The sequence below is a fragment of the Flavobacterium sp. Root186 genome (genome assembly GCF_001428525.1).
Lineage (GTDB): Bacteria > Bacteroidota > Bacteroidia > Flavobacteriales > Flavobacteriaceae > Flavobacterium.
In genome coordinates this window covers 90187-110203 of sequence record NZ_LMHW01000012.1, presented here as the reverse complement: position 1 = coordinate 110203, position 20017 = coordinate 90187, and the positions used below count along the sequence as shown (strand labels likewise).

Sequence of the window (20017 nt, the reverse complement as noted above, 5' to 3'; positions counted from 1 at the left end):
ATGTATTAATTTAAAAACTATTAGTCATGATACATACTGATGAAACCACAAAAGAAACAGTTAAAACCTTAGAAGGATTAATTTCAATTCTTGAAGATGGAAAACTAGGATATACAAATGCTGCAGAACATGTTGAGAATTTAGCCATTAAAGCTGATTTTCTGGAATATGCCCGAGAAAGAGCTTTATTTATTGTAGAATTACAAGACGAAATCAATAAACTTGGAAAATCCACAGATACTTCCGGCGGAGGGCCATTAGGAGCTTTACACCGTACGTGGATTGATATCAAATCATCTTTCACCGGCGGTGATACAGAAGCCATTATTAATGCCTGTATTACTGGAGAAGAAGCTGCTATTGAAAAATATAAAAAAGCACTTGAAGAAAATGAATTGGAACATAGCCAGGTTTTCATTGTTTCAAAACAATTAAATAGTATTCAAAATACTTTATCGCAAATTAAAATGAAAGCGAATTAAATAATTTATTGACACTTTTATTTTAGGGAAAACTATCTGGTTTAAATAAACTAGGTAGTTTTTTTGTTTTTGTATATTGACATTAATGAGCGGATTAAAATCCGCTCCTGCAATATGTTCCGGGCTTACAGCTCTTCTTAATAAGGAACGATTCATTTTGTAGCAACGGATTTTAATACGTTGATAAGAAATAAAATTAACTCATTCCATATTAAGTTAACAATTTCAAAAAAATCGCTTGAGCATTAGTAAACTCGAAATATTTATAAGAACTTTGCAAACTTTTTTGCGTGAATACCACAAAAGCCTAAAGTTCTAAAAATGAAGAAGAAAATTGAAATATTAGCTCCTGCTAAAGATTTAATTGGAGGAATGGCCGCCATAAACAGCGGCGCTGATGCAGTTTATATTGGTGCGCCGCAATTTGGTGCACGTTCTAACGCCAACAATTCTATTGAAGATGTTGCAGCTTTAGTACAATATGCGCATTTATTTAATGCTCAGGTTTTTGTTGTTATGAATACCATTTTGTACGATAACGAATTAGAAACGTGTCGCTCAATGATTTGGGAATTATACGAAATTGGTGTTGATGCCCTGATTATTCAGGATATGGCGATTATGGAAATGGACTTGCCTCCTATCGTACTTCACGCCAGTACACAAGCTAATAATCGTGATGCCGATAAAATTAAATTTCTTAAAGATGCCGGAATTAAACGTGTGGTTTTAGCCCGCGAATTAAACCTGCATCAAATTAAAACGATTTACGATCACGCTGATGTTGAATTAGAGTTTTTCGTAACCGGAGCTTTGTGCGTTTCCTTTAGTGGAAACTGTTATATGAGTGTGGCCAACGGAGAACGCAGCGCCAATCGTGGTTCTTGTGCTCAAAACTGCCGTTTACCTTATAATTTAATCGACGGAAACGGAGAAACTTTAATCAAAAACAGCCACTTACTTTCGATAAAAGATTTGGATATTTCAAATCAAATCCCAAATTTGATTGAAGCTGGAATTGTTTCTTTTAAAATCGAAGGAAGATTGAAAGATGTCGTTTACGTAAAAAATAACGTTTCGTATTTACGTCAAAAATTAGACAGCTTTTTAGAAGGAGAAGGAAGCGATAAATACATGAAAGCTTCATCTGGAACTTGTACTTATACTTTTGATTCCTCTTTAAACAAAACGTTCAATCGTGGTTATACTGATTATTTCGTAAACGAAAGACACAGCTCTATTGGTTCTTGGGAAAGCCCAAAATCAAAAGGACAATATATTGGTAAATTAATCCGAACTGTTGGAAATGCTTACGAAATCGAAAACGGTGAGTTACTAAACAACGGTGACGGACTTTGTTTCATCAACGAAAATAACGAAGCTGACGGAATCTACGTAAACAAAGCCGAAAACGGGAAAATTTACCCAAACGTTTTAAAAGAAGTAAAAGACGGAACTTTCATCTATAGAAATAATGACGCTGCTTTCATTAAAATTGTAGAAAGAGAAGATAGTGCTGTTCGTAAATTAAGCACCACTTTATTACTTACAGAAACAGAAAATGGTTTCGAATTAATAGCAACTGATGAAGATGGAAATGTAAGCATCGTAAATTTAGAACACGCAAAAGAGCAGACAAAAACCGGTGAATCAATCGAAGAAAACATTAAAACCCAATTGGCAAAAACAGGTTTCACACCTTATACTGCTGATGAAATCAACATTATGTTTTCTCAAAACTGGTTCCTTCCTATTTCAAAAATCAACGAAATGCGAAGAACAGTTTACGATCAGTTAACTGAAATTCGTTTGGCAAATTACAAACGCGAAGAACACCAATTGGTAAAAACGTCACATCCGTATCCTGAAACCAAATTGGATTTCATGTACAATGTTTCAAACAAAGTCGCTCGTAAATTCTACGAACGCCACGGTGTTACAGAAATCGAAAAAGCATTCGAATTACAATGGGATCCAGGAAAATCTCGTGTAATGACAACTAAATATTGCATCAAATACGAATTAAAAAAATGTCCAATACACCAAAAAGATATAGTTGGTGTTAAAGTAAAAGAACCATTGGTATTGAAACAAGGCGAATTGGAATATAAACTAAAATTCAACTGTAAACCCTGTGAAATGGAAATCTGGGAAAAAGATGCTGAATTTGAGATTGAAGAAGATCATTTTCATTAATATACAAACCGATACTTTTAAAGTGTCGGTTTTTTTATTTTGGGCGTGTCCCTCCGGGTCGGGCTTTCCGCTGCAATCTTTTGTTCCATTCCATTACAAAAAAGGATTTCCGCTTCAATCCCTCACGCAAACCGTAAAAGGAGAAAATTCATTTTAAAAATAAAATCAAATAGCAATTTTTGAATTGCCTCCAGCTTTAGCTGGAGGTCAAAATAAAGATTCTATAATTGGCTTTAGCCAAACTAAGCATTTGGCTAAAGCCCTAATTTAATTTATTTCGGTCCATCCAGCTAAAGCTGGAGGCAATTCATCTTTAAAAAATCTGTTGAATCAGCAAAATCTGCGTAAAACACTTTGCGAACCTTTGTCTTCTTCAAATATCGGAACTTTGCGTTAAAATACAAATACCGCAAACGCACTGCAGCGCGCCTCTACATTAACACAAACGAATAGAACTTTGCGGTTAAAAACATTTTTCTGTACTTTTACTACTCAAACATTACAACACTCCAAAATGAAAATACTACTCCTCGGTTCAGGTGAATTAGGCAAAGAATTTGTCATTGCCGCACAACGAATCGGACAAACCATAATTGCTGTTGATAGTTACGAAAATGCTCCTGCAATGCAAGTTGCTCACGGTTTTGAAGTTATTAATATGCTCGACGGCGAAGCTCTTGACCGAATCGTAGCCAAACATCAACCAGACTTTATAGTTCCAGAAATAGAAGCCATCCGTACCGAACGTTTTTACGATTACGAAAAACAAGGCATCACCGTTGTTCCTTCAGCGAAAGCGGCAAATTTTACTATGAACCGTAAAGCAATCCGGGATTTAGCCTCGAAAGAATTAGGTTTAAAAACAGCCAAATATCAATACGCAACTTCGGCAGAAGAATTGCAAAAAGCCGTACAGGAAGTTGGAATTCCTTGCGTGGTAAAACCTTTAATGTCTTCCTCCGGAAAAGGACAATCAACAATTAAAACAGAAAGCGATATTGAAAAAGCATGGCAATATGCCGTTGCAGGTTCGCGTGGTGATGTTATCGAAGTTATTGTTGAAGCATTTGTTGATTTTAATTCAGAAATTACGCTTTTAACGATTACACAGAATAATAATCCAACTTTGTTTTGCGCTCCAATTGGTCACAGACAAGAACGTGGCGATTATCAGGAAAGCTGGCAGCCTGCTTTGGTTTCAGAAAAAGACTTATACGAAGCGCAGGATATGGCCGAAAAAATTACCGAAGCGCTTGGCGGCGCAGGGCTTTTTGGTGTTGAATTCTTCCTTACCAATGAAGGCGTTTATTTCTCTGAACTTTCTCCGCGTCCGCACGATACCGGAATGGTAACTTTGGCCGGAACACAGAATTTTAATGAATTTGAATTGCATTTACGTGCGATTTTAAGTCTTCCAATTTTTGAAATTACTTTAGAAAAAGCCGGAGCAAGTGCTGTAATTTTAGCATCAGAAGATTCTACAAATCCAACATTTAACGGAATCGAAAAAGTAGCGGCTTTGCCAAAAACTGATTTCAGGATTTTTGGTAAACCAACTTCAAGACCATACCGCCGAATGGGAGTTGTTTTAGCTCAAGATTCTTTATCAACTCCAATCGAAAAAGTAACCGAACGCGCCAAAGAAACGGCAAAATTAATAACTGTAAATTCTTAAAAAATGAAAAAACTTATATTCATGCTTTTCCTGTTTATTGGAATCGCGGCTCAAGCACAAGACAAGAAGAAATTTGACAAACCAACAATTGTAGAAGCTTCTTGCGGAGAATGCCAATTTGGAATGAAAGGTAAAAGCTGTGATTTAGCGGTTCGTATTGACGGAAAAACCTATTTCGTTGACGGAACTACTATTCACGATCACGGCGATGCACATTCAGAAAAAGGTTTTTGCAATGCAATCAGCAAAGCTTTAGTTACGGGAGAAATCGTAAACAATCGTTTTAAAGCGACTTCATTCACTTTAGTAAACGAAAAATAATGGCATTAATTCTTGAAAATATTGCCAAACATGTTTCTTTGACACCAGAGGAACAAACACTTTTTTTATCTAAACTAGAAACGAATACTTATAAAGCCAAAACGATCTTATTAAACGCCGGCGAAGTCTGTAAACATTCCTATTTTGTAAACTCGGGAATTTTAAGAAGTTTCAATATCAACGATAATATTGTGGAACATGTTTTATCTTTTGCCTGCGAAGGCTGGTGGATGAGTGATATGTACAGTTATTTTTCGCAAAAACCTGGACAGCTTTTTATTGAGGTTTTGGAAGAAGCCGAAGTTGTTTCTTTATCCAAAGAAAATCAGGATCAATTGTTTATTGAGATTCCAAAACTGGAACGCTTTTTTAGAATTCTAATTGAAAACTCATTAGTCGCTAATCAACAGCGATTAATGGACAATTTAAGTTTACCCGCCGAAGAACGTTTTGAAAAATTTACTAAGAAATACGGAACATTGGTCCACAAAGTTCCTCAAAAACAAATCGCTTCTTTCATTGGCGTAACGCCCGAATTCTTCAGCAAAATGAAAGCAAGGCTTTTGAAAAAGTAAAATTAAACCATTAAGATATTAAGATTCATTAAGCTAGACTTAATCTTTCTTATTTTTTAAGCACATAAAGCTTAACTTTCTTAATATCTTAATGGTAAAAAATCAAAGACCTAGTTCAATGTTGAACTAGGTCTTTTTTGAATTAAAATTGCTCAACCTCCGTAGAATGTTTCATTGCTGTGATTGATGATCTTCCTATCATCACCGTATTCTGAACGGCATCAAAATAAGAAGTTCCTACAAAAGCCTGATGTTTTACTGCTCTGAATCCGTTTTTCTGCAAAGCGAATTCACGTTCCTGTAATTCAGAATATCCTGCCATTCCTCGTTCTTTGTAGGCTTTAGACAATTCGAACATACTGGTATTCAAAGCATGGAAACCCGCCAAAGTAATGAATTGGAATTTATACCCCATAGCCGCTAAATCTTCTCTAAATGTTTCCATTTCAGTAACCGTTAATTTAGCAGCCCAATTGAAAGATGGCGAACAATTGTATGCCAGCATTTTATCCGGGAATTCTTTTTTCATTGCTGTCGCAAACTTTCTTGCAAATTCTAAATCCGGATTACTGGTTTCCATCCAAATCAAATCGGCGTAAGGTGCGTAGCTTAAACCTCTTGCAATTCCCTGCTCGATTCCGTTATTTACGTAGAAGAAACCTTCAGCCGTTTTTTCTCCAGTTAAAAATTTCCTGTCTCTTGGGTCTGCGTCGCTTGTTAATAAATTTGCTGCATCAGCATCTGTTCTGGCAACTATCAAAGTTGAAACCCCCATAACATCTGCTGCCAAACGCGCTGCAATTAATTTATTTATCGCTTCCTGAGTTGGAACCAAAACCTTTCCACCCAAATGTCCACACTTTTTAGCAGAACTCAATTGATCTTCAAAATGAACTCCGGAAGCTCCCGCTTCAATCATAGATTTCATTAATTCGAAAGCATTTAGGTTTCCTCCAAAACCTGCTTCGGCATCAGCCACAATTGGAACTAAATAATCTTTTTTATCTTCAATTTTATTTACAGTCTGAATCTGATCGGCACGCAATAAAGCGTTGTTGATCTTTTTTACCACCATCGGAACGCTGTTTACCGGATAAAGCGATTGGTCAGGATACATTTCTCCTGCCAGATTTGCGTCGGCAGCAACCTGCCATCCGCTTAAATAAATCGCCTCTAAACCTGCATCAACTTCCTGAATTGCCTGATTTCCAGTCAACGCTCCCAAACCAGCTACATAATCCTGACTTTTTAACTTTCTCCATAATTTTTGTGCCCCTATTTTTGCAATAGAATGCTCAATATGATAAGACCCCTGAAGTGTAACTACTTCACTCGCAGTATAAGGACGTTCAACACCTTTCCATCTCGGGTTCGTTATCCAATCGTTAATCAATTCCTGAGTTCTGTCTTCTGTTGTTTTCATAAATAGTTTAAGTTAAGTGGTTAGTGAGTAAAGTTTTCAGTTCTAAACTGAGACTCAATTTTTCTTTGAGTTTGTTATTTTTATCTGCATGATCTGCTAAATCTGCGTGAAAAATTATTCGCCCGCAGATCTCGCAGATTTAGTGGATTTTTTTCTTATAAATATTTGTAACACGGAATAGTTAAGAAATCAACGAAATCAGTATTTACTACTAATCTTTCCAGTACCTTTTCAGCCAACGGAAATTGCTGTTTTTCGTAATTTTCTTCACCTAATTCCTCTTTTATTTTTCGGAATTCATCTAAAGCCAATTCATGATAATAAGCCAAATCTAATTTTTGTCCATTATCCAAAACCACTTTATTCTGAAGCCACTGCCACAATTGCGATCTCGAAATTTCAGCCGTTGCTGCATCTTCCATTAAATTATGCAATGCCGCAGCGCCCTGTCCATTCAGCCATGAAGCCAAGTACAAAACTCCTACGTTGATATTTTTTCGAACACCATTTTCAGTAATGATTCCAATTGGTGGTTCAATCAAATCAGCTTCTGTAATTTTTCGATGTTCTCTTTTAATATGAATTTGATTTGGAGTCGGCATACCTTTATCAAAAATTTCTTTTGCCAATGAAACCAAATCCGGATGTGCCACCCAGGTTCCGTCGTGGCCATTTTTTACTTCGCGTTCTTTATCGGTTTTTACTTTTGCAAAAGCAATTGCATTGGCTTCTTCATTATTTCGAATCGGAATCTGCGCTGCCATTCCGCCAATCGCATGAATTCCTCTTTTATGACATCTTTGAATTACCAAATTTGAATAGGCATTCATAAAAGGCGAAGTCATATTTACCTGATCACGATCCGGAACAATGAATTTTGGATTTTTTCTAAACTTTTTGATGTAGGAGAAAATATAATCCCAGCGTCCGCAGTTCAAGCCAACGATATGTTCTTTCAATTCATAAATAATTTCATCCAGCTGAAAACTTGCCGTGATAGTCTCAATTAAAACCGTCACTTTTATAGTGCCGCGTTTCAGTTTCAAATAATCCTCGGTAAAATCAATAACATTATTCCACCAGCGTGCTTCAAGATAATGTTCCAATTTCGGAATGTAGAAATACGGTCCAGAATTGTTTTCTAAAAGTCGTTTATGATTATGAAAAACATACAAACCGAAATCTACCAAAGAACCCGAAACTTCATTTCCTTCAATTAAAACATGCTTTTCCGGCAAATGCAAACCTCTCGGACGTACAATAAGCGTTGCAATTTTTTCATTTAAATGATAGGACTTTTGTTTCACCAAATCGGTATACGTAATTGTTTTGTTAACCGCATCGATTAAATTCAGCTGTCCCTCCATCAAATTTTGCCAGGTTGGTGAAGTACTGTCTTCAAAATCCGCCATAAAAGTCTTGGCACCAGAATTCAAAGCATTGATTATCATTTTGCGATCAACCGGTCCAGTAATTTCTACTCTTCGATCTAATAAATCTTTTGGAATTTCACCAGCCGTCCAACTGCCTTCTCTGATACTTTTGGTTTCCGCAATAAAAACCGGCATGATTCCCTGATCAAAAGTGACTTGTTTTTGCTCGCGCTGTAAAAGCAATAGTTTTCGCTGTGATTCGAATTTTCTATGCAATTCAATTATAAAAACAATCGCTTCTTCTGTCCAGATCTTTGGATAAAGAAGCTTCTTTTCGGCTAAAAATTCCATCGCCGTTTCGGTAATTTCAATTTGGTTTTTCATAGCTGTGGTTTTTAATTTTTATTTAGAAACAATTGAATCGTTTGTTTGTTTTTCAAAACACTAAACCATAACAATCTGATATCTAATAATTTCTACACCACAATATTAGAAAAAAGTTTTTTACAAAACAAGCGAACGTTCGCTAAATATTAAAAATAATTTTTTGGCGATTATTTTTATAATAGCTATATTTGATTCATGGATATCGAAAAAGACTATATAAAGCTGATCTTCGGACTAAAATTGAAGCAGGTTCGTACGCAAAAAAACCTGTCTCTTTTTGGCTTAGCCAAATTGACAAATCTTTCAAAATCGTATTTAAACGAGATTGAAAAAGGAAAAAAATATCCAAAAACAGATAAAATTTTGCTTCTCTGCGAACATTTGGATGTGACTTACGACCAAATGGTGTCTTTAAAACTCGATAACAACCTTGCTCCGATTGGCGAAATCTTAAAATCAGGAATATTAAAAGAGATTCCGCTTGAGCTTTTCGGGATTCAGGAGGCCGATTTAATTGACATTATTGCCAATGCCCCAGCCAAAGTCAATGCGTTTATTAGTACCATTATCGAAATTGCTCAGCATTATAATCTAAGCCGTGAAAGTTTCTTTTTGGCAGCTCTACGCTCGTATCAGGAAGCACATAGTAATTATTTTGAAGATTTAGAAGAAAAAGTAATTGCGTTTTCGAAGTCGTTTCAAATTAATCTGGATTCTAAAATTAGTATTGAAGAATTAGAAGATATTCTAAAAGAAGAATACGAATACAATATAAAAGAGATTGCTTTTACAGATCAGGAAGCTTTAGACGATTTACGTTCGATTTATGTTCCAAAAAGCAAAACTTTATTACTTTCTACAGAACTCGACGCTCCACAGAAAGCTTTTATTTTAGCAAAAGAAATTGCTTATAATTATTTAAAAATCTCCGATCGATTATTGACTTTCAGCTGGATTAAGTTTGAAAATTTCGATCAGGTTTTAAATAATTTTTACGCGTCTTATTTTGCGGGTGCTTTAATACTTCCCAGAAAATTAGTCGTTGACAAAATCAATAATTTCCTAGAAAACGAGAATCCAAAACCAGAAGAATTTGTTCAATTAATAGAAAGTTTCGAAGTTTCACCAGAATCTTTCTATCAAAGATTAACCAATTTGTTGCCGAAAGATTTTCAGCTGAAAAACCTATTCTTTCTAAGATTATCTCACCGCGTAGGTTCGGATGTTTACCAAATCAATAAGGAATTACATATTACGCATCAGCAGGAACCACATGCCAACGAAACCAACGAACATTATTGCAGAAGATGGGTTTCGGTTAAAACGATTGACGAAGCCATTAAACAAAACAAATCTCATTTTTTTGATGCGCAAATTTCAAGCTATGCCAATAGCGGAAACGAGTATTTAGTTTTTTCATCGGCTACAAAAGATCCTTTTGCAGAAAATTTTATCAGAAGTATTTCTGTCGGCATTTTAATTAATCCGGCAATGAAAAAGAAATTCAAATTCATTGAGGGAAAACCTTTAGTGAAACGAATTGTTGGTGTTACGTGCGAAACTTGTGCTGTAAAAGACTGCCTGGAAAGAGCCGCACCTCCGATTGTTTTAGAAAAAAAGAAACGTCATGAGAATACGGACATTGTAGTGCAACAGTTCATAAATCAATTTAGTTAGAATCCTATGAAATATTTCGCTTTAATAATAATATTCCTTTCCATTAACTTCAATCAGAAAGCAGATAAACTTAACGGTCGTTACAATTATTTATTAGAAGACTACGGATTATACGTCCAAAAAGACAAAATTACTTTTAAGGACAGTGTTTTCATTTTTGACAACAAGTACATGCCAAAAGGAAAAATTTCATATGGTAATGTAATACTGTTGGAGAATTTCATAAATACTGATTTAATTATAAGTATTCGTAAAGATCAAATCAAAAAAGATACTATTCAATTTTACATTCATAATAAGAAAAGTGGCGGGAATTATCTTGATTTTTCATCAGGAAAAGGAAAATTAATTAGAATTAAATAATACAAGTTTTTTTATACAAACCTCATTTACTCAATCTTGTCATCCCGAGGAACGAGGGATCTCCGCAAGAAGCTCCTCATGCAATATCGCCAATCTTTGAAGAACGGATTAAAATCCATCCCTACAATATGTATTGTTCCTACGGAACTTTATCCCTTTATACTTATCCAACTTCTGAAAATAAAATTTCTAGCTTAGCCCTGATAGAAGCGGCATCCTTTTGTGGCGGGGTTCGCCGCAAAAGATATAGCGGATAGCAGGACTATAGTTCTTTTGAAAACCAAAATTTCTGCTCCAAAAAACCTTTGAACCTCTGCAACTCTAAACCTTTGAACCTCTCAAAAAAACTTCTTAATCTAGGTTAAGTGCTTCTCCTTGACCTTGGCGGTATCTTTGTACTATAAAATTAACAAAACGTACAAAATCATGGAAAATATAATATTGCACAAAGCAGAAACAAGAGGAAATGCAAACCACGGCTGGCTTAACGCTTACCATAGTTTTAGTTTTGCAAGCTGGTACAATCCGGATAGAATTCAGTTTGGTGCACTTCGCGTTTTAAACGATGATACAATTGCTGGCGGAATGGGATTTGGAACACATCCTCACGATAATATGGAAATCATAACCATTCCGTTAGAAGGAGATTTGGCTCATAAAGACAGCATGGGAAATACTGAAATCATCAAAAATGGTGATATTCAGGTAATGAGTGCAGGAACCGGAGTGCAGCATAGTGAGTTTAACCCAAATGCTGATCAACAGACTAAATTATTGCAAATTTGGTTGTTTCCAAATAAAAGAAATGTTACGCCACGTTACCAGCAAATTACTTTAGATGTTGCAGACAGACATAATAAACTGTCTCAGATTTTATCTCCAAATGCTGATGATGAAGGCGTTTGGATTCACCAGGATGCCTGGTTTCAAATGGGAAATTTTGACTCAGGCGTAACTACTGAATATAAAATCAAAAAAGAAGGAAACGGAGTTTATGCTTTCGTTTTAAAAGGAAATGTAACGATTAACGGTCAGGAATTAAATACTCGTGACGCTGTTGGAATTTCAGGAACTGACATCTTAAACATCAAAGCAAATACAGATGCTGAATTTTTATTGATGGACATTCCGATGAACTATTAATTCAACAGCAATTTTTCAAACAATAAAAACAAGACAAATTAGGGATCGATTTATTCCATTTTCATTTCTTAATCTAGGTTAAGTGCCAAATGAAGACAGCCGAAGTAACTTTGTCCTATCAAAATGAAATTAATTATTTAAAAATAAAATTATGGCAACTACAAAATGGTCAATTGACCCAACACATTCAGAAATTGGTTTTAAAGTTAAACACATGATGTTTACAAATGTTTCAGGAAAATTTGGAACTTACGATGCAACAATTACTACAGACGGAGACAGCTTCGAAAATGCTGCAATCGAATTTTCTGGCGATATCGCTTCTATTGATACTGCAAATGCAGACAGAGACGGGCACTTAAGAAGTGGCGATTTCTTTGATGCTGAGAATCATCCAAAATTAACTTTCAAAGCTTCTTCTTTCAAAAAAATCAATGAAGGAAGCTATGAAATTACTGGAGATTTAAACATTAAAGGTGTTTCTAAAAGCGTAACTTTTCCTGTAGAATATAGCGGAATCCTAACTGATCCTTGGGGAAATACAAAAGTAGGTTTAAGCATTGAAGGAAAAATTAATCGTAAAGATTGGGGTTTAAACTGGAACTCAGCTCTTGAAACTGGAGGTGTTTTAGTTGGTGAAGAAGTAAAATTAAACATTGAGTTACAATTTGTAAAACAAGCTTAATACTTTATAATAGGTTTTAATTTGGTTGGTTAAGAAGCCTGCACCTTTTCTCGGGAGTGCAGGTTTTTTTTATAGCGCTGTATTTCTAAATTCAGTTGGCGACAATCCGGTTTGTTTTTTGAAGAATCGGGAGAAATAGGAGTAATCTTCGTAACCTACTTTGAATGCTACTTCATTTACGGCTAATTGTTTGTCGATCAACATTCTTTTTATTTCTAGGATTACACGGTCTGTGATAACTTCTGTGGCAGTTTTTTGCAGAATTTCATTGCAGATTCTGTTTAAATGTTTCAAAGTAATATTTAGTTTTTCTGCATAGAAAGAAGGCAATTTTTCCGTTCTGAAATATTCTTCTAAAAACGATTCGAACTTATTGATTTTAATGTTGTACGAATGAGTTTGATGCGAATATGTCTCGCTGTATTTACGGGCAATTTCGATGTGGATTGAATCTAACAAATTCAGCATTTTATCCAGCTGATATTTATTATTTTGATTGTTTTCCTGAATCAGTAAATCAAAATAAGGAAGGATTTTAGGGATTTCTTTTTCTTCAAAAACCATTTCCGGTCTGTTATGAATAGAATGGTAAAAATTATATTCGTTGATGTTTTTTTGTCCGAAATACAAATTATACAATTCCTGCGAAAATATAATTACAAAGCCTTCAACATCTTTAGATAAACTCCAGTGATGCATTTGCCCTGGCTGCAGCACAAATAAACTTCCTTTTTTTATTTCGAATTGATCAAAATCGACTTCGTGCAATCCGGAACCTTTTGTAAAAAATACCATTAAATACGAATCGTGACGATGTGGTTCTTCGACAAAACTGTGGCTTTTTAAATGCTCTGCAAAAGTATTGACGTAAAAATCGCGATGCACATCATTACAGCTAAAATTCTGAACACTATAAATGGGATATTTTTTCATAAACAGATAATATTTATTTTTTTTGATTACAGAATACGATTCTTCGATTTGGAATTTGGAATTTAAATTTTGGGAGTTCAGTTCAAAATGTCTTTATTGTGCTAGAATAAGCGAAGATACTAAAAAGGCTTTTATTCTGCTCTGAATTACCTTTGTATAAATAAAAAACATCAAAGTCATGTCAAATTCATTAACTCATATTTTAAGCAACGAATGTCCTGTTTGTCATAAAGGAAAAGTATTTACAGACAAAAGTATTTTTTTAAGTTTCGGTCTTCCAAAAATGAATGAATACTGCAGTCATTGTAATTACAAATTCCAAAAAGAACCTGGGTATTTCTTTGGCGCTATGTATGTAAACTACGGATTAACAGTCGCTCAGGGAATTGCTACGTATTGTGTTGCGCAGTTTTTCTTTGAGACAAATTTCGATTTAAGAATTATTCCAATCATCGCTGTTGTCATTACTTTACTTACTTCTTTCAATCTTAGATTTTCAAGATTAGCATGGATTTACATGTTTAAGGATTATACGAAATAAAAAAATAGTACTTTTGCCTTCCAATTGAAACTAATTTTCAATTTTAAAAAAAGTAAAAATTAAATTAGACAAATGAAAGCATACGTATTTCCAGGTCAGGGCGCACAGTTTACAGGAATGGGTAAAGACCTATATGAAAACTCGGCTTTAGCCAAAGAATTATTCGAAAAAGCCAATGAAATTTTAGGTTTTAGAATTACAGATATCATGTTCGAAGGCACAGCCGAAGAACTAAAAGAAACTAAAGTTACACAGCCGGCAGTATTTTTACATTCTGTTATTTTAGCTAAAACTTTAGGCGAAGATTTTAAACCAGAAATGGTTGCAGGACATTCTTTGGGTGAATTTTCAGCTTTGGTTGCCAACGGAACTTTATCTTTTGAAGATGGCCTTAAATTAGTTTCTCAACGTGCTCTTGCAATGCAAAAAGCCTGCGAAATTACTCCATCTACAATGGCTGCCGTTTTAGGTTTAGCTGATAATATTGTGGAAGAAGTTTGCGCTTCTATCGACGGTGTTGTGGTTGCAGCAAATTATAACTGCCCAGGGCAATTAGTTATTTCAGGAGAAACTTCAGCTGTTGAAAAAGCTTGTGAAGCGATGAAAGCTGCTGGAGCAAAACGCGCTTTAATTTTACCTGTTGGAGGTGCATTTCACTCTCCAATGATGGAACCGGCAAGAGAAGAATTAGCGGCAGCGATTGAAGCAACTACATTCTCTACTCCTATCTGCCCAGTATATCAAAACGTAACTGCAAATGCGGTTTCTGATGCAAACGAAATCAAAAAGAACTTGATTATTCAATTGACTGCTCCGGTAAAATGGACACAGTCTGTACAGCAAATGATCGCTGACGGTGCTACTTTATTTACTGAAGTTGGCCCAGGGAAAGTGTTAGCTGGTTTGATTAATAAAATTGATAAAGAAGCGGTTACTGCGAATGCTTAATTAGTATTCAGTTTTCAGTCGAAAAACTAACATAAAAAAATCCCAAATGATAATCATTTGGGATTTTTATTATTTATATCGCAAGTAACTGAAAACTGCGACTGAAAACTGAAAACTAATTAAGAACGAACTTTCTGTTCCCATTTCCAGGCACTTGCCATTGCTTCGTCTAAACTTAATTCTGCTTTCCAGCCTAAAACATTGTTTGCTTTGTCCGTGTTTGCGTAAGCTTCTGTAATATCCCCTTCGCGACGAGGTTTAATTATATATGGTAATTTTTTATCGCTTACTTTTTCGAAACTATGAATCACTTCCAAAACTGAACTTCCTTTTCCGGTTCCTAAATTAAAAGTTTCCACTTTTTGCAAGTTTTTTTTATTGAATAAACGTTGTAACGCAATTACGTGCGCTTTTGCTAAATCGACAACGTGAATATAATCACGAATTGCAGTTCCGTCTGGCGTTGGGTAATCATTTCCGAAAACTGATAATTCCTGACGTAATCCTACTCCTGTCTGTGTAATAAAAGGCACTAAGTTTTGAGGAACCCCTAATGGTAATTCGCCAATTTCAGTTGAAGAATGCGCTCCAACCGGATTAAAATAACGCAATAAAATCGCGCTAATATTCGTTACTTTTGCTGTATCTGCAATAATTTCTTCTCCAATTTGTTTGGTGTTTCCATAAGGAGACATTGCAGTTTGAACCGGAGCATCTTCTGTAATTGGCATTTTCTCGGCTTGACCGTAAACTGTACAAGACGAACTGAAAATAAAACTAGCCTCAGGTTTTTGCTGTAATTCCTGCAAAAGATAAACTAAACTGCTGATGTTGTTTTCGTAATACAACAAAGGCTGTTCAACACTTTCACCAACTGCTTTTGAAGCAGCAAAATGAATTACCCCAGTAACATCATTATGTTTTTTAAAGAAATCCCGAACGGCACTTTTTTCTCTTAAATCAATTTTTTCGAATAAAGGCGTTTTTCCCGTAATGGCTGTAATTCCTTTTAAAACATCTTCTGAAGAGTTTGAAAGATTATCAATTATCACAACTTCAAAGCCTTCATTTTGCAATTCGACTACGGTGTGAGAACCTATAAATCCTAACCCTCCTGTTACTAATACTTTCATTTATTTGGTTGTTTATGTGGTTATTTTTGGCTGTAATTATTTATTCAAAAATTCTAAAACAGAATCTGTTATAAATTTAATCTGCTCGTCGTCAAGTTCTGTATGCATTGGCAAAGCAATTACTTCCTGCACTAATTGATTAGTAATCGGGAATTGCTCTTCTTTATAACGAGGATCTAAATATGCTTTTTGAGAATGCAATGGAATTGGATAATAAATTGCACATGGAATTCCTTTATCTAATAAATGCTGCATTAAAGCATTTCTGTCAGCATCTAAGATTCTTAAAACATATTGATGAAAAACATGATCGTTTTCATTTGCATCAAATTCTGGTGTAACAATATGTTTATTTCCAGCCAATGCCGCATTGTATTTTGTTGCCGCTAAGCGACGTGCTTTATTATACTCGTCTAACAAAGGTAGTTTTGCATTTAAAACTCCTGCCTGAATGCTGTCTAAACGTGAATTTACTCCCACAACATCGTGGTGGTAACGCTCGTACATTCCGTGATTTACGATTCCGCGGATAACGTGCGCTAATTTATCATCATTTGTAAAAATTGCTCCACCATCTCCGTAACAACCTAAGTTTTTAGAAGGGAAAAACGAAGTTGCCGCAACGTGACCAATAACACCAACTTTACTTTTTGTTCCAGATTTTGAAATATAATCAGCACCAATTGCTTGTGCATTATCTTCTATTACATATAAATTATGTTCGGCTGCAATTTCCATAATTGCATCCATGTTTGCAGCACGTCCGAACAAATGTACCGGAACAATTGCTTTCGTTTTTGGCGTAATTGCTTTTTTAACTGCATCAATGTCGATGTTCATATTATGCAGATCAACATCAACTAAAACCGGAGTTAATTGTAACAATGCAATCACCTCAACCGTTGCTGCAAAAGTAAAATCGGCAGTAATAACTTCATCACCTGGTTTTAAATCCAGCCCCATCATTGCAATTTGCAAAGCATCAGTTCCATTTGCACACGGAATTACATGTTTTGCCCCTAAATAGTCTTCAAGATTCTTTTGAAACTGATGAACTAGAGGTCCGTTAATATAAGTATTTGTATCTAAAACCTCTTGAATTGAAGCATCTACAGTCGTTTTTATTTTTTCATATTGACTTTTTAAGTCAACCATTTGTATTTTTTTCATTTTCGATATTTTATTTTAAAAAGCCTTTCTATTAAACCAGAATGTCAGAAAGAAGGAACAAAAATAGTTATTAATACCTTCAAACCAATGAAAATAAACGAAAGAAATGTAATTTAGCTGCAAAAATTACTACATGCTTTTTTTATACAATTTAGCTGTTTCTTTAGCAGCGTTTTTTCTTAAAATAGTCGCACTTTTTAGTCCGAAAATTAAGCTTTTTGTTGAAGGGCGAAAAAATGTATTTTCAATTTTAGAAGAAAAAATAAAAGCCGAAGACAAAACCATTTGGTTTCACTCTGCTTCACTTGGCGAATACGAGCAAGGGCTTCCTGTAATAGAAAAAATCAAAGAAAGATATCCTTTGCATAAAATCATTGTAACCTTTTTTTCCCCTTCCGGATACGAAGTGCGTAAAAACAACACAGTTGCTGATGTTACAATTTATCTGCCTTTGGATACAAAAAGCAATGCTAAAAGATTTTTAAAATTGGCACATCCTGAATTTGTTTTTTTCATTAAATATGAATTTTGGTTAAACTATTTAAAAGAATTAGAAAAAAGCAAAACTCCAACTTATTTAATTTCCGGAATTTTCAGAGACAGCCAGATGTTTTTTAAATGGTATGGAGGATTTTACAGAAAAGCACTAAAAGCATTCACTTATTTCTTCGTGCAGAATGAAAGTTCTAAACAAAAAATTGAAGCAATTGGTTTTAAAAACGTAATTGTTTCAGGCGATACACGTTTTGACAGAGTTGCTGCGATTTTAGAAAGAAACAATACACTTGATTATATCGAAAATTTCAAGAATAACCAACAAACGATAGTTATTGGAAGTTCATGGCCAAAGGATGAAGCTTTAATTGCTGAATACATCAATCGGGCGCCAGAAAATGTAAAATTTATTATTGCTCCGCATAACATAAAAACAGATCAAATTACAAATCTTAAATCCCAAATTACAAAATCGACAGTTTTATTTTCTGAAAAAGAAAACAAAGATTTATCGAATTATAATGTTTTTATAATTGACACCATCGGAATTTTAACAAAAATATACAGCTATGGAACGATCGCGTATGTGGGAGGAGGTTTTGGAAACCCGGGAATTCATAACATTTTAGAACCCGCAACATTTGGAATTCCAATTGTAATTGGGCCTAATTATTCTAATTTTGCAGAAGCTGTTTCTTTAGTTGAACTTGGCGGATGCATACCCATTTCAAACATTTCTGAATTAAAAGAAATTTTAAATCGTTTACTGACTGATCAAACATTTCTTAAAGAAAAAAGCCAAATTTGCGAATCTTTCATTCAGGAAAACAAAGGAGCCACAAATGCTATTATGAGAATTGTTTCCAAGTAAGTCCAGATTCAAATCAAATTTTCTGAACGATTATTTGAGAGAAACGAATTAAAAGCAGGCGTTTTTCATTGTAAGCACAAACACAATAATCCTTAAAAAGCAAAATAAACTGCAATTAAGAGAAATGAAATAGCCAATTCGACCGTAGAATTTTCAATAAAAAATTATTTATACAAAATATTAAATAATTTAAGATAATTTTATAATTTTGGCATATTCTTTGATAAATAAGATAAACGTGAGCTAGGAAAATATTTTAAAAAAAAAGTGAAAAAATATTTTACATATTAAAAAATTTATATCTTTGCCACGAATTAATAATTAACCTTTTATAATAAAGTAAGATGAAAAAAGTATTTTTAAGTTTAGCTGTTGTTGCTGTTTTAACTGTTGTATCTTGTAAAAAAGCTGACGCTGCAGCTACTGAAACTGTAGATTCTACTGCTGTTGCTGTTGATTCTGCTGCTGCTGTAGTTGATTCTGCTGCTGCAACTGTTGACTCAGCTGCTACTAAAGTTGATTCTGCTGCTGCTAAAGTAGAAGAAGCTGCTAAAGAAGTAAAAAAATAATTAGAACCTAAATTCTAAAGATTTTAAAACCATCGAAATCGATGGTTTTTTTTTGCTCAAAAATTAACAGAATAAAATTCCAATATTTAAAATCCCAAATCCCAACAATGCATTATACACATTGGAATTTGGAATTTTAAAATATTGGAATTTCTTTTTATCTAATCTTCTACTTCCTCTTCAACAGAAACCTCTTCATCCCCAAAAATCGATTCAGTTGATGAGAAATCCAAAATTTCAGCTTTCGAAGCATAAGTCACAATTTCTTTTATTCCCTTTTGCAAAAGCAATTCTGTAGTGTATTTTCGACTTGTTGCAAAGTGAACACCATCTAACATCAATTTAAAAAAATACTTTCCTCCAGAACCTTTAAATTTCAAAAATTTAGAAAGCTCAATTGTTTTCTTAAATCTTTCAATATCCTCCTCACACTCAAATCTCAACTCATAACTTAAACTTGTAAAAATCACCTTCCCTTTTCTGGAAGTAAATACAAACTTATATTCATCATTAAATCGCCTGCTAATTACAAAAGCACCCATATTTTGATTGTTGATTTTAGATTATTGATTCAGATTCTCCGAACCTTAGAATTTCAGCGCGTTAGCGCATTTAAAGAATTTACCCAATAAAAAAAGCCTCTTCAAAAGAAGAGGCTTTAGTACTCAGAGCGGGACTTGAACCCGCACGAACATTGCTGTTCACTGGATTTTAAGTCCAGCGTGTCTACCAATTTCACCATCCGAGCAATTAAGCTTTTAAATGTTTTTTAGCTAATTTTTAAAAAAATTAATTAAACACAACACCATCCGAGCATTATATGGTTTTGAGCGAAAAACGGGGCTCGAACCCGCGACCTCGACCTTGGCAAGGTCGCGCTCTACCAACTGAGCTATTTTCGCGTATCAAATTCTAATTAAGAACTGCAACACCTGACTTGTTCTGTATTGCGAGTGCAAATTTAGGACATTTATTCAATTACACAAGCCTTTTTTTAAAAAAATATTTACTTATTTTATAACTTTCTGATAACCTAAACTTTAAACTTGATTTTTTT

At 34.5% G+C, this 20017-nt stretch carries 19 protein-coding genes and 2 tRNA genes; 13 read left to right on the top strand and 8 right to left on the bottom strand.

The window, feature by feature from the left end; genetic code table 11:
* Nucleotides 1–26: 26 nt before the first annotated feature.
* From ASD98_RS11675 to ASD98_RS11655, 5 genes are all read left to right on the top strand, one after another.
* Nucleotides 27–482: a PA2169 family four-helix-bundle protein gene (locus ASD98_RS11675; protein ID WP_056204661.1), complete on the top strand. Its 456-nt coding sequence runs from the start codon at nucleotides 27–29 to the stop codon at nucleotides 480–482.
* A 321-nt stretch (nucleotides 483–803) separates the two neighbouring features.
* Nucleotides 804–2678: a U32 family peptidase gene (locus ASD98_RS11670; RefSeq protein ID WP_056204658.1), complete on the top strand. Its 1875-nt coding sequence runs from the start codon at nucleotides 804–806 to the stop codon at nucleotides 2676–2678.
* Nucleotides 2679–3135: 457 nt separating this feature from the next.
* Complete coding sequence (gene purT / locus ASD98_RS11665) at nucleotides 3136–4353, top strand: formate-dependent phosphoribosylglycinamide formyltransferase (protein ID WP_082577839.1); 1218 nt, start codon at nucleotides 3136–3138, stop codon at nucleotides 4351–4353.
* A 3-nt stretch (nucleotides 4354–4356) separates the two neighbouring features.
* On the top strand, nucleotides 4357–4674 hold the full coding sequence (locus tag ASD98_RS11660) for a DUF6370 family protein (protein WP_056204653.1): 318 nt from the start codon (nucleotides 4357–4359) through the stop codon (nucleotides 4672–4674).
* Nucleotides 4674–5249, top strand: coding sequence for a Crp/Fnr family transcriptional regulator (locus ASD98_RS11655; RefSeq protein ID WP_056204650.1), 576 nt, complete (start codon nucleotides 4674–4676; stop codon nucleotides 5247–5249). The genes ASD98_RS11660 and ASD98_RS11655 overlap by 1 nt, the downstream gene beginning before the upstream one ends.
* 142 nt (nucleotides 5250–5391) lie before the next feature.
* Here ASD98_RS11655 and aceA read toward each other — a convergent pair whose 3' ends face one another.
* Together aceA and aceB are read right to left on the bottom strand one after the other, a co-directional pair.
* Nucleotides 5392–6672, bottom strand: coding sequence for an isocitrate lyase (aceA, locus tag ASD98_RS11650; protein WP_056204647.1), 1281 nt, complete (start codon nucleotides 6670–6672; stop codon nucleotides 5392–5394).
* 155 nt (nucleotides 6673–6827) lie between these two features.
* Entirely contained in the window at nucleotides 6828–8429 is a 1602-nt protein-coding gene (gene aceB, locus ASD98_RS11645) for a malate synthase A (protein WP_056204644.1), read from the bottom strand.
* A 198-nt stretch (nucleotides 8430–8627) separates the two neighbouring features.
* Between aceB and ASD98_RS11640 the strand changes: the two genes are divergently transcribed.
* The 4 genes from ASD98_RS11640 (at nucleotide 8628) to ASD98_RS11625 (ending at nucleotide 12300) form a co-directional block, all read left to right on the top strand.
* The gene (locus ASD98_RS11640; RefSeq protein ID WP_056204642.1) at nucleotides 8628–10109 is read left to right on the top strand and encodes a helix-turn-helix domain-containing protein; all 1482 of its coding nucleotides are present in this window, start codon (nucleotides 8628–8630) and stop codon (nucleotides 10107–10109) included.
* A gap of 6 nt (nucleotides 10110–10115) precedes the next feature.
* Nucleotides 10116–10472, top strand: a complete 357-nt coding sequence (locus ASD98_RS11635; protein WP_056204639.1) for a hypothetical protein — start codon at nucleotides 10116–10118, stop codon at nucleotides 10470–10472.
* Between the two features lie 426 nt (nucleotides 10473–10898).
* On the top strand, nucleotides 10899–11615 hold the full coding sequence (locus ASD98_RS11630; protein ID WP_056204636.1) for a pirin family protein: 717 nt from the start codon (nucleotides 10899–10901) through the stop codon (nucleotides 11613–11615).
* Between the two features lie 151 nt (nucleotides 11616–11766).
* Nucleotides 11767–12300: a YceI family protein gene (locus ASD98_RS11625; RefSeq protein WP_056204633.1), complete on the top strand. Its 534-nt coding sequence runs from the start codon at nucleotides 11767–11769 to the stop codon at nucleotides 12298–12300.
* A 69-nt stretch (nucleotides 12301–12369) separates the two neighbouring features.
* Here the strand turns inward: ASD98_RS11625 and ASD98_RS11620 are convergent, their stop codons facing one another.
* Nucleotides 12370–13233 carry a helix-turn-helix domain-containing protein gene (locus ASD98_RS11620; protein WP_056204630.1) on the bottom strand — a complete coding sequence of 288 codons (864 nt, stop codon included), beginning with the start codon at nucleotides 13231–13233 and terminating at the stop codon, nucleotides 12370–12372.
* A gap of 178 nt (nucleotides 13234–13411) precedes the next feature.
* On the opposite strand from ASD98_RS11620, the gene ASD98_RS11615 reads away from it, so the two are divergent.
* Together ASD98_RS11615 and fabD are read left to right on the top strand one after the other, a co-directional pair.
* Entirely contained in the window at nucleotides 13412–13774 is a 363-nt protein-coding gene (locus ASD98_RS11615) for a DUF983 domain-containing protein (protein WP_056204627.1), read from the top strand.
* A gap of 72 nt (nucleotides 13775–13846) precedes the next feature.
* Complete coding sequence (gene fabD, locus ASD98_RS11610) at nucleotides 13847–14722, top strand: ACP S-malonyltransferase (protein ID WP_053471588.1); 876 nt, start codon at nucleotides 13847–13849, stop codon at nucleotides 14720–14722.
* Between the two features lie 119 nt (nucleotides 14723–14841).
* On the opposite strand, the gene galE is transcribed toward fabD, so the two are convergent.
* Together galE and ASD98_RS11600 are read right to left on the bottom strand one after the other, a co-directional pair.
* The gene (gene galE, locus ASD98_RS11605; RefSeq protein ID WP_056204623.1) at nucleotides 14842–15855 is read right to left on the bottom strand and encodes a UDP-glucose 4-epimerase GalE; all 1014 of its coding nucleotides are present in this window, start codon (nucleotides 15853–15855) and stop codon (nucleotides 14842–14844) included.
* Between the two features lie 36 nt (nucleotides 15856–15891).
* The gene (locus ASD98_RS11600; protein WP_056204620.1) at nucleotides 15892–17025 is read right to left on the bottom strand and encodes a DegT/DnrJ/EryC1/StrS aminotransferase family protein; all 1134 of its coding nucleotides are present in this window, start codon (nucleotides 17023–17025) and stop codon (nucleotides 15892–15894) included.
* 133 nt (nucleotides 17026–17158) lie between these two features.
* On the opposite strand from ASD98_RS11600, the gene ASD98_RS11595 reads away from it, so the two are divergent.
* Nucleotides 17159–18391 carry a 3-deoxy-D-manno-octulosonic acid transferase gene (locus ASD98_RS11595; protein WP_056204617.1) on the top strand — a complete coding sequence of 411 codons (1233 nt, stop codon included), beginning with the start codon at nucleotides 17159–17161 and terminating at the stop codon, nucleotides 18389–18391.
* A 344-nt stretch (nucleotides 18392–18735) separates the two neighbouring features.
* Entirely contained in the window at nucleotides 18736–18960 is a 225-nt protein-coding gene (locus ASD98_RS11590; protein ID WP_053471595.1) for a hypothetical protein, read from the top strand.
* A 161-nt stretch (nucleotides 18961–19121) separates the two neighbouring features.
* Here the strand turns inward: ASD98_RS11590 and ASD98_RS11585 are convergent, their stop codons facing one another.
* The 3 genes from ASD98_RS11585 to ASD98_RS11575 form a co-directional block, all read right to left on the bottom strand.
* Complete coding sequence (locus tag ASD98_RS11585; RefSeq protein WP_056204615.1) at nucleotides 19122–19502, bottom strand: hypothetical protein; 381 nt, start codon at nucleotides 19500–19502, stop codon at nucleotides 19122–19124.
* A gap of 120 nt (nucleotides 19503–19622) precedes the next feature.
* Nucleotides 19623–19708 (bottom strand) — tRNA-Leu (locus ASD98_RS11580).
* Between the two features lie 81 nt (nucleotides 19709–19789).
* A tRNA-Gly gene (locus ASD98_RS11575) sits at nucleotides 19790–19862 on the bottom strand.
* Nucleotides 19863–20017: the final 155 nt, after the last annotated feature.

What these genes read in the sequence shown, in the direction of transcription:
- ASD98_RS11675 (WP_056204661.1), top strand. Translation starts at nt 27, where the DNA reads ATGATACATACTGATGAAACCACAAAAGAAACAGTTAAAACCTTAGAA.
- ASD98_RS11670 (WP_056204658.1), top strand. Translation starts at nt 804, where the DNA reads ATGAAGAAGAAAATTGAAATATTAGCTCCTGCTAAAGATTTAATTGGA.
- ASD98_RS11660 (WP_056204653.1), top strand. Translation starts at nt 4,357, where the DNA reads ATGAAAAAACTTATATTCATGCTTTTCCTGTTTATTGGAATCGCGGCT.
- ASD98_RS11655 (WP_056204650.1), top strand. Translation starts at nt 4,674, where the DNA reads ATGGCATTAATTCTTGAAAATATTGCCAAACATGTTTCTTTGACACCA.
- aceA (WP_056204647.1), bottom strand. Translation starts at nt 6,672, where the DNA reads ATGAAAACAACAGAAGACAGAACTCAGGAATTGATTAACGATTGGATA.
- aceB (WP_056204644.1), bottom strand. Translation starts at nt 8,429, where the DNA reads ATGAAAAACCAAATTGAAATTACCGAAACGGCGATGGAATTTTTAGCC.
- ASD98_RS11640 (WP_056204642.1), top strand. Translation starts at nt 8,628, where the DNA reads ATGGATATCGAAAAAGACTATATAAAGCTGATCTTCGGACTAAAATTG.
- ASD98_RS11635 (WP_056204639.1), top strand. Translation starts at nt 10,116, where the DNA reads ATGAAATATTTCGCTTTAATAATAATATTCCTTTCCATTAACTTCAAT.
- ASD98_RS11630 (WP_056204636.1), top strand. Translation starts at nt 10,899, where the DNA reads ATGGAAAATATAATATTGCACAAAGCAGAAACAAGAGGAAATGCAAAC.
- ASD98_RS11625 (WP_056204633.1), top strand. Translation starts at nt 11,767, where the DNA reads ATGGCAACTACAAAATGGTCAATTGACCCAACACATTCAGAAATTGGT.
- ASD98_RS11620 (WP_056204630.1), bottom strand. Translation starts at nt 13,233, where the DNA reads ATGAAAAAATATCCCATTTATAGTGTTCAGAATTTTAGCTGTAATGAT.
- ASD98_RS11615 (WP_056204627.1), top strand. Translation starts at nt 13,412, where the DNA reads ATGTCAAATTCATTAACTCATATTTTAAGCAACGAATGTCCTGTTTGT.
- fabD (WP_053471588.1), top strand. Translation starts at nt 13,847, where the DNA reads ATGAAAGCATACGTATTTCCAGGTCAGGGCGCACAGTTTACAGGAATG.
- galE (WP_056204623.1), bottom strand. Translation starts at nt 15,855, where the DNA reads ATGAAAGTATTAGTAACAGGAGGGTTAGGATTTATAGGTTCTCACACC.
- ASD98_RS11600 (WP_056204620.1), bottom strand. Translation starts at nt 17,025, where the DNA reads ATGAAAAAAATACAAATGGTTGACTTAAAAAGTCAATATGAAAAAATA.
- ASD98_RS11595 (WP_056204617.1), top strand. Translation starts at nt 17,159, where the DNA reads ATGCTTTTTTTATACAATTTAGCTGTTTCTTTAGCAGCGTTTTTTCTT.
- ASD98_RS11590 (WP_053471595.1), top strand. Translation starts at nt 18,736, where the DNA reads ATGAAAAAAGTATTTTTAAGTTTAGCTGTTGTTGCTGTTTTAACTGTT.
- ASD98_RS11585 (WP_056204615.1), bottom strand. Translation starts at nt 19,502, where the DNA reads ATGGGTGCTTTTGTAATTAGCAGGCGATTTAATGATGAATATAAGTTT.